Annotated in this window: 5 protein-coding genes; 2 read left to right on the top strand and 3 right to left on the bottom strand. The window is 58.1% G+C overall.

All coding sequences use genetic code 11. The annotated features are described in order from the left end of the window. Positions 1-4,445: RHS repeat-associated core domain-containing protein (locus ACP7EW_RS30045; protein ID WP_426221716.1), on the top strand; the 4,445-nt coding region annotated here is incomplete at its 5' end. Continuing rightward, positions 4,442-4,798, top strand: a complete 357-nt coding sequence (locus ACP7EW_RS30040; protein WP_426221715.1) for a hypothetical protein — start codon at positions 4,442-4,444, stop codon at positions 4,796-4,798. The genes ACP7EW_RS30045 and ACP7EW_RS30040, both read left to right, overlap by 4 nt. A 276-nt stretch (positions 4,799-5,074) precedes the next feature. Here ACP7EW_RS30040 and ACP7EW_RS30035 read toward each other — a convergent pair whose 3' ends face one another. The 3 genes from ACP7EW_RS30035 to ACP7EW_RS30025 all read right to left on the bottom strand — a co-directional run bounded on the left by ACP7EW_RS30035 (position 5,075) and on the right by ACP7EW_RS30025 (position 8,123). Continuing rightward, complete coding sequence (locus ACP7EW_RS30035) at positions 5,075-6,304, bottom strand: M20/M25/M40 family metallo-hydrolase (protein ID WP_426221714.1); 1,230 nt, start codon at positions 6,302-6,304, stop codon at positions 5,075-5,077. A 47-nt stretch (positions 6,305-6,351) separates the two neighbouring features. Continuing rightward, positions 6,352-7,410, bottom strand: coding sequence for a diguanylate cyclase (locus tag ACP7EW_RS30030; protein ID WP_038846211.1), 1,059 nt, complete (start codon positions 7,408-7,410; stop codon positions 6,352-6,354). A gap of 80 nt (positions 7,411-7,490) precedes the next feature. Further along, positions 7,491-8,123, bottom strand: a complete 633-nt coding sequence (locus ACP7EW_RS30025) for a LysE family translocator (protein ID WP_426221713.1) — start codon at positions 8,121-8,123, stop codon at positions 7,491-7,493. Between the last annotated feature and the right edge of the window lie 119 nt (positions 8,124-8,242).

Raw genomic sequence — 8,242 nt, 5'->3', positions numbered from 1 at the left:
AGGTGATCGGGCTGGATGACGGCAGTTCCGCTGTGGTCATGCTGGATGACCAAGGCAAAGGCTCGCACCACTGCACGGCGGGCGGGCGTTATCAGGTGCGGGTGCAGGGGGGCGTTTCTACTGAGCAAGTGGACGCGTTGTTTGCGTCGTACGCTGGGCTGACAGGGGACCTGGAGCAGTGGCTTCGGTCTGAGTGGTCGGGTTTTAAACCGCATTGGGAACGCTCGACCGCCAGTGCGATTGGCGGCGGGCTTTTAGCGGGCAGTTGGGCCGCGATTCGTGATGTGTGGGACAGCATCAAGCTCGTACAGGCGATTCTTGATGACCCATTGAAGTATGTCGAACAGCTGGGCGCAGAAGCGGCCAAATTGGCGCAACTCGCCACCGATGCACCCAAGGTCATGGAACAGGCAATGTTGCTGGCCAGTGATGAGGCAGCACTGTTCCTGATGCTGCGCACGGCGATGATCTGGCTGGACGCCTTGCCGCCCGGTGAAATGGCCGAGATGGCGGCTGGGTTTGCGGTGTCGTTGCTGATTGATCTGGTGATTGGCGTGGTGTTGACCATCGCCTTGCCAGCGGCGGGTGTGGCGTATTTGAGCCTGCGGTTGGTCAAGTATGGCGGGCAGATTCTTGAGGCGGCGGTGGGTTTTGTCAGGGGGCTTTTGGGGATTCTGACAAAGTTCATGCAGGCCGTGGATCGCTACAAGGCGGTCGCGGTTCGCGGGGTGGTGGGTGGGTTGAAGCAAGGCAGGCTGCAGATGCGCTGGAAGGCGCGGCAGAACGCGATGCTGAAGCAGGTGGAGCATGTGGATGATGTGCCTGTTTCTGCTCGAAACCCGAGTGGGGATGCTGCTGCATCGTCGGACAAAACCGCTACCAACGGCTGTCCGGTGTCGATGGTCACGGGCGAGGAACTGCTGACGCTGACCGACGGGACGCTGGACGGGATCTTGCCGTTTGAGTGGACGCGGTTGTACCGCACCAGTGCGGTGGAAGTGGATGGCGGGTTGGGGTTTGGCTGGAGTCACTCGCTGGCGCATCGGCTGAGTGTGTCCGGGGATTCGGTGGTGTGGACCGATCATGAAAATCGGTCGACGACCCTGCCCTTGCCCACGGTTTCTCGGCCGGCGATTACCAACAGCCTGGCGGAAGCCGCGATCTACTTGGGGTCGTTGCCCGATGAGTTAGTCCTGTCTCAAGGGGCGCGCTTCTACCACTTCCGCGACGGTGTGCTGACGGCGATCAGCGATGCGTATGACAACCGGTTGCGCATTTTCCGTAATTACCTGGGGCAGATTGAGCGGCTGGATAACGGCGTCGGGCGCTCGTTGTTTCTGCGCTATGCGTCGGGCCGCATCGTGGCGGTGGACTACCAAATTGAGCGGGCCGTGGACGACGGTCCGTTTGTTTGGGTGACAGAGCAAAACGTTGTTGCCTACGCCTATGACAATCTTGGGCGACTGGTTTGCGCGACCAATGCGGTAGGCGAAAGCGAGGTTTATCGGTACGACGAGCAGCACGTCATTCTTGAGCGTGGACTGGCCGGTGGGGCGAGTTTCTTCTGGGCGTGGGAAAGGTCTGGCAAGGCCGCGCGATGTGTCCGGCATTGGGCCAGTTTCTCGCAGATGGACACGCGCTATGCCTGGGACGATAACGGCCAGGTCACGGTGTTTAACGCCGATGGCAGCCAGGAAGTCTACGTGCATGACCAGCGGGCGCGGCTGGTGCGGCGGGTGGATCCTGATGGGGCCGAGCATTTCAAATCCTACGATGACAAAGGCCGGCTGACGGTTGAGCAGGATCCGCTGGGGGCGATCACGGCGTATCAGTACGACGAAGCTGGAAGTTTGGTGGCGCTGTTTCCGGGGGATGATGAGCCGACGACCTACGAGCATGACAATGGATTCGTACGGGTTGTAAGGCGGGGTGAAGCAGTTTGGAAATATGAGCGTAATGACCAGGGCGACGTTACGCGTAGGACCGATCCTGACGGCAACTTCACGGACTACAGCTACAACAAATATGGGCAACTGACGCAGGTTTGGTATCCGGATCACAGCTGTCATCGGCTGGTGTGGAATGAGCGTGGGCAGTTGCTTGAGGAGCAGTTGCCGAATGGCGGGATCAAACGCTATCGCTATGACGCTCTGGGGCGACAGGTTGCCCGCGAGGATGAACATGGCGCGCTGACCCAGTATCAATGGGATGCAGCAGGCCGTTTGCTGAAACTGATTCGGCCCTGCGGTGCCACACGGGAATACAGTTACAACGCTTACGGAAGAATCACCGCCGAGCGGGATGAACTCGGCCACGTCATCCGCTACGAATACGCCGACGGCCTGCACCTGATCAGTCGTCGCATCAATGCTGATGGCACGCAGGTCAAATACCGTTACGACAATGTCAGGTTGTTGCTCACCGAGATCGAAAACGAGGTGGGTGAAACCTACCGGCTCCAGTATCACGCCAATGGCCTGATCCAGCAGGAAACCGGGTTTGATGGGCAGCGCACGGCTTACGTGTATGACCTCAACGGCAACCTTCAGGAAAAGACCGAACACGGTGATGACGGCAGCCAACTGGTTACCCGCTACGAGCGCGATCATGCCGGACGTCTCGTAAGAAAAACCCTGCCCGACGGCAACCTGGTCGATTACGCCTACGACCGCCAGGGCAACCTCCTAAGCGTCGAAGACGGCCACTGGGCGTTGGCCTACGAGTACGACAGCCAAAATCGCCTCACTGCCGAACATCAAGGCTGGGGCACCTTGCGCTATGGCTACGACACCTGCGGCCACCTGCAAAACCTACGCCTGCCGGACAACAACCGGGTGGTGTTCAACCATGACAAAGGCGGCCACCTCGCCACCGTCGAACTGAACGGTGAAATCCTTACCTCCCACCTGTTCAAAGCCGGCCAGGAACACCAGCGCCAACAAGGCCAACTGATCAGTCACTACCACTACGACGACCAGCAACGCCTGCACGCCCACGCCATCACCCAACAGCAACACACCCTTTACCAACGCCACTACGACTACGACAAATCCGGCAACCTCACCCGCCTGCTCGACACCCACAAAGGCGAGCACCACTACCACTACGATCCATTAAGCCGCCTCACCCACGCCGACCACTCCCAAGGCGAACAGGAACGCTTCGCCCACGACCCGGCCGGCAACCTGCTCATGCAAAACCGCCCCGGCCCCGACATCGTGGCGGGCAATCGCCTGATGATCCAAGGCGACCACCACTACGACTACGACGCCTTCGGTAACCTTATCCGCGAACGACGCGGCAAAGGCCACCAACTCGTCACCGAGTATCGCTACGACTGCCAGCACCGGCTGATCGGGGTTAAAAAACCCAACGGCCAGACTGCCAGCTATCGCTATGACCCGTTTGGGCGGCGTATCAGCAAGACCGTTGATGGCATTACGACCGAGTTTTTCTGGCAGGGCGACAAACTCATCGCCGAACACCAAGCGGATCGCCATCGCAGTTACCTCTACGAACCCGACAGCTTCCGGCCATTGGCGCTGCTGGAGGGCTTTGGCCCAAAGGAAACCAAGGCCTACCATTACCAACTCGATCACTTGGGTACGCCGCAGGAACTCACCGATACCAACGGCGAAATCGCCTGGTCTGCGCACTACCGCGCCTACGGTGAAATCCACCGTCTCGATATACGCAAAATTGAAAACCCGCTGCGCTTCCCAGGTCAGTATTTCGACCCAGAAAGCGGGCTGCACTACAACCGTCATCGCTACTACAATCCGGATATTGGTCGCTACCTGACGCCGGATCCGGTGAAGTTGGCGGGTGGGATCAATGCGTACCAATACGTACCCAACCCTACTGGATGGGTGGATCCGTTGGGGTTGAGCTCATGCCCCGGCGAAGATGGTTGCAAGCAAGGCGCCATTTCTCAACGCTCTTCGTCAAGCATCAATGACGGAGAGCCCGCTTTACCGCAACTGACGCGTGCTAAGCGGCAGGCAAGAATTGATGAGCTGGCTGAGTCAAACATTCATCGGCGATTATCGGAGCTTGAGACATCAATTCCAGGAGCACACTTCTTGGAAAAACATGGAGCCCAGACCTCTTTGGAGTCCCAACTGGAACGGGTAGCAACGGCAAAAAACCCAACTACCGGCGAAATTGAGACCTTTGACAGGGGAAGAAGAGCAGGCACACCAAGACTACCAAGTGCTGCCACGCATTTTCTTAGTCATAGAGATCAATTTAATGCAATTGAAAGAGCTATTCTGATATTCAAGCTCGATGGCCGAGCGCAAACCCCAAGACCGATGGACATGGGAAAAATTATCGGCGAAGGATATAAGAGAGACGGACTAGAATATGGAAAACAAACTAAAGCAGTTGTGCATTTAGACAGAGATGGAAAACCAATCACAGCCTATACGGATTTTGATAGATGAAAAAGAAACCAACCCTCACGATACTGCAAGGCTTTTTATTTACTTACAGCACAGAAAACACCAAAAACCGAGAAAGAGAAGAAATTATAGTTTCAAAAAATGTAAATGACGAAACTGAACTTTCAGAACTGTTTGATATTTTAACCAAGCCAGAATTTCTCTCATATGCAGAGGATGAGCAAATATGGCTCATAGAAACTATCGAATACTATCTATCGAAAGACGAGGATTTCGAATCTGTCTTTTATCTATTTGACACATACTTTGAAGACGACATAATTAACAAAAGAGCGTTCATGACAGTACTGCTTGAACGCCTCAAGAGTTACCGCAACGAGACCGAATCACACTAATAAAAACGGTCAAATAAACGAAAAAATGAATTGCACCACCTTAAATAGCCATCCTCGAAGCCCAACCAACTTGATAACACCATCCCTGTGGCGAGCGAGCTTGCTCGCGCTGGGCCGCGCAGCGGCCCCACTCCAGACAATGGGGTTTTCAGGTGGATCGGCATCGCCTGTTCTGGGGCTGCTGCGCAGCCCAACGCAGGGCAAGCCTGCTCACCACAGACAATGCTCTGTCAGATAAATGGGAGGTCACCCAACAAAGTGAGTCCCCCCACCCCATCACCGCTTCGACAACTCCATAATCATCCGACTCAGCAAATAAACCCGCGGCACCACACTCTCCACCTCCGCATATTCCTCCGGCGTATGAATATTCCCGCCAACAATCCCAAACCCATCCAACGTCGGCGTCCCAACCCCGGCCGACAAACTCGCATCCGCCGCCCCGCCGCTACCTTCTATGGTCAGTGTCTTGCCCAACTCCGCATAAATTCCCTGGGCAATCGCGACCAGTTTGTCCGACTCCGGCGTTTGCGGCATCGGTGGCAAGCCACGCTGCAGGCTGGTCTTCACTTCGGTCTCCGGGATCAGCTTGTTCGCCGAGACTCGCACCAGGTCTTTCTCGATGCGATCAAACTCTTCCGGTAATGCCGCACGCACGTCGGCTTTGGCAGTGGCTTGATCGGGAATGACGTTGGTACGGTCCCCGGCCTTGATCACGGTAAAGTTGATGGTGGTTTTCTTCTCTTCATTCCCCAGCTTGCCCAGTTGCAGGATCTGGTGCGCAGCTTCCATGGCGGCGTTGCGGCCCAGTTCCGGGGCGACGCCGGCATGGGCGGCTTTGCCTTTGACTTCGACCACGGCGGTGGCGCTGCCTTTGCGCCACACCACCAAGCCGTCGGCGGGGCGGCCGGGTTCGAGGTTGAGGGTCACGTCGTGGCCCTTGGCGGTTTTACGGATAAGGTCGGAGGCGGCGTCGGAGCCGGTTTCCTCACTGGCGTCGAGCAGGAAGGTGATCTGCGCGTAGTCCTTGAAGCCCTGGTCCTTGAGGACTTTAAGCGCGTAGATGCCAGCGACGATACCGCCTTTGTCGTCCATCACGCCGGGGCCGTAGGCGCGACCGTCCTTGATGTGGAAGGGACGCGCGGCAGCCGAGCCTTCCTTGAACACAGTGTCCATGTGGGCCATCAGCAGGATCTTGGCTTTGCCGGTGCCCTTGAGGGTGGCGACCACGTGACTGTTGTTGGCCGCTTTGTCCGGCACCAGTTCAATGGAAAAACCGAGCTGTTTAAGCTCATCAACCGCAATGTCGCGCACTTGGGTCAGGCCTGGCTCATAACCCGAGCCCGAGTCGATATTCACCAGGCGCTCCAGCAGTTTCAGGGCTTCGGCCTTGTACTGTTCGGACTGCGTCTGGATCTGTTTATGGGGTTCGGCGCTGTAGGCCGGCAGGGCGAAGGACAGGGCCAGGGTGGCGGCCAGGAGGGTACGGGGGAAAGTGAAGAGCATGAACCGATCCTTGTTTTTGTTGAAAGGTGCCGCCCCACCCTACTCCACTAGATCGATCGCAACCAACTCCCCTGTACTGAACTGACGCGGTTGCGCCCGCTGCTCTTGGCTTCGTACAGCGCCTGGTCGGCGTCGTTCAGCCACTGCGTGGAGTCGGCATGGGTCGGTTGATACGGCGCCAGGCCGATGCTCAAGCTGGCGCGCAAGGTCGGGTCCTGGGCGTAGGCCAGGGCGTTGAAACGGTCACGCAGCGCATCCATGACTTCGGTGGCGCGGTTGAGCGGCATGTCCGGCAGGATCACACAGAATTCGTCGCCACCGTAACGCCCGGCCAGGTCGGTGGCGCGCAGGTTCTGGCGCAGTACTTTGCTGAGCTGGCGCAGGACGATATCGCCGGTGACATGACCGTAGGTGTCGTTGATGGTCTTGAAATGGTCGATGTCGATCAGCGCGATGGCGGCGCCCGCTGGACCTCGGCGGCAGCGTTGGAATTCGATTTCCAGATGGTCCTTCCAGGCGCCGTGGTTGAGCAGGCCGGACAGGCTGTCGGTGCGGCTCAGGGCAAGCAATTCGCGCTTGTGTCGCGCCAGGGTCACCGCCTGGCGATAACAGATCCAGCCCAGCGCCAGCGGGTACAGCATCAGGATCGGCAGGCAGGCGTAGAGCTGTGCCTGAGAGGTGACGGCGATGAATGCCGGGGCAAAGATCAGCAACGCAGTGCCAATACCCAGCGCCTGCGCCACCCAGCCCGCCAGCATGAAGCGCGGTCCGCCGATGGCCACGTTGTTCATGGTCATCATCGATAAGGTGGTCACGCTGGGCAGCGGGTTGAAGTGCATCGCACCGACCCAGAACCCACCGCAAAAGGAATCGAACAACAGGTTGCGCCGCTCGCTGCGCAGTGCGTTGTTGCTGCGCAGCGTCAACTGAAAAGCCATATGCGGCCAGGCGAAGGCGTTGATCACCATCCAGGCCCACACCCACCACGCGGGGGCCAGGGGATACATCCCGAACACCACACACACAAAACCGAGCGTCAGCCCGAGGGTACGGGATTTGTACAGCCGTGAAGCGAGCGGAAGTCCGGTGCCTTCTGCAGCTGACATGGTGGGGTGAGATCCTGGAGGAATGCCTGGAGTCTATCAGGGCAACGGCAGATCGCCACTACCGCTCATAAGCTCAACACTCAGTGGGCAAAGCCCCGCGCCAGCATCAAGGCAACGCCCACCAGCAACAGCGCCGTGATGCGCTGCAACCACACCCGGCGCTTGGGGTTTTCCAGCACGTGCTTGATGCGCTGGCCGAAATAGCAATACAGGCAGCCGCTGGCGAATTGCAGCAACAGGAATGTCAGCCCGAGGATGGCAATGTCCACCGTCGAACGGCTCTCCCCAGTCCCGGCGAACTGCGGGAACACCGCGCTGAACATGATGAGGGTCTTGGGGTTGGAAAACCCGGTCAGCAAGCCCTTGCCGAACAGGTTGCGCGCCGCTTCCACATGGCCGATCCGTTCGATCACCACGCCGCTGCTGGTCCATTGCTTGTAGGCGAGATGCAGGATGTACGCCACGCCGACCACCTGGATTCCCTGGGTGATCACCGGGTAGCCCTTGATCAATTCGGAAAAGCCCACGGCAAAGATCAGGATCGAGATCAGGTACGCCACACTGGCGCCGATCTGTGCCGGGATCGAACGGCGCAGCCCGTCGCGCACGCCCAGGCTTAACAGCAGCAGGGTCATGGGGCCGGGGCTGAAGGTCATGGTGGCGCAAAACAGCAGGAAATACAGGAACGAGGAAAGGGTTAACGCGCTTGTCATGGCCGGGGACCTGGGGAATGGAGCCCGCAGTCTAGGCAGTTGGCATTGCGCAAGGCAGGTAAAGTAATGCCTAATTCGCCCAAACTTTACCGGTAAAATCACCAGCAAAGATAAGGAAG

The sequence above is a fragment of the Pseudomonas sp. DWRC2-2 genome (genome assembly GCF_049897885.1).
Taxonomy (GTDB): Bacteria; Pseudomonadota; Gammaproteobacteria; order Pseudomonadales; family Pseudomonadaceae; genus Aquipseudomonas; species Aquipseudomonas azotoformans_A.
This window is presented reverse-complemented; position numbering and strand designations above follow the sequence as displayed.

Excerpts from the sequence above, each read along its gene's own strand:
- ACP7EW_RS30040 (WP_426221715.1), top strand. The coding sequence starts at position 4,442 with ATGAAAAAGAAACCAACCCTCACGATACTGCAAGGCTTTTTATTTACT.
- ACP7EW_RS30035 (WP_426221714.1), bottom strand. The coding sequence starts at position 6,304 with ATGCTCTTCACTTTCCCCCGTACCCTCCTGGCCGCCACCCTGGCCCTG.
- ACP7EW_RS30030 (WP_038846211.1), bottom strand. The coding sequence starts at position 7,410 with ATGTCAGCTGCAGAAGGCACCGGACTTCCGCTCGCTTCACGGCTGTAC.
- ACP7EW_RS30025 (WP_426221713.1), bottom strand. The coding sequence starts at position 8,123 with ATGACAAGCGCGTTAACCCTTTCCTCGTTCCTGTATTTCCTGCTGTTT.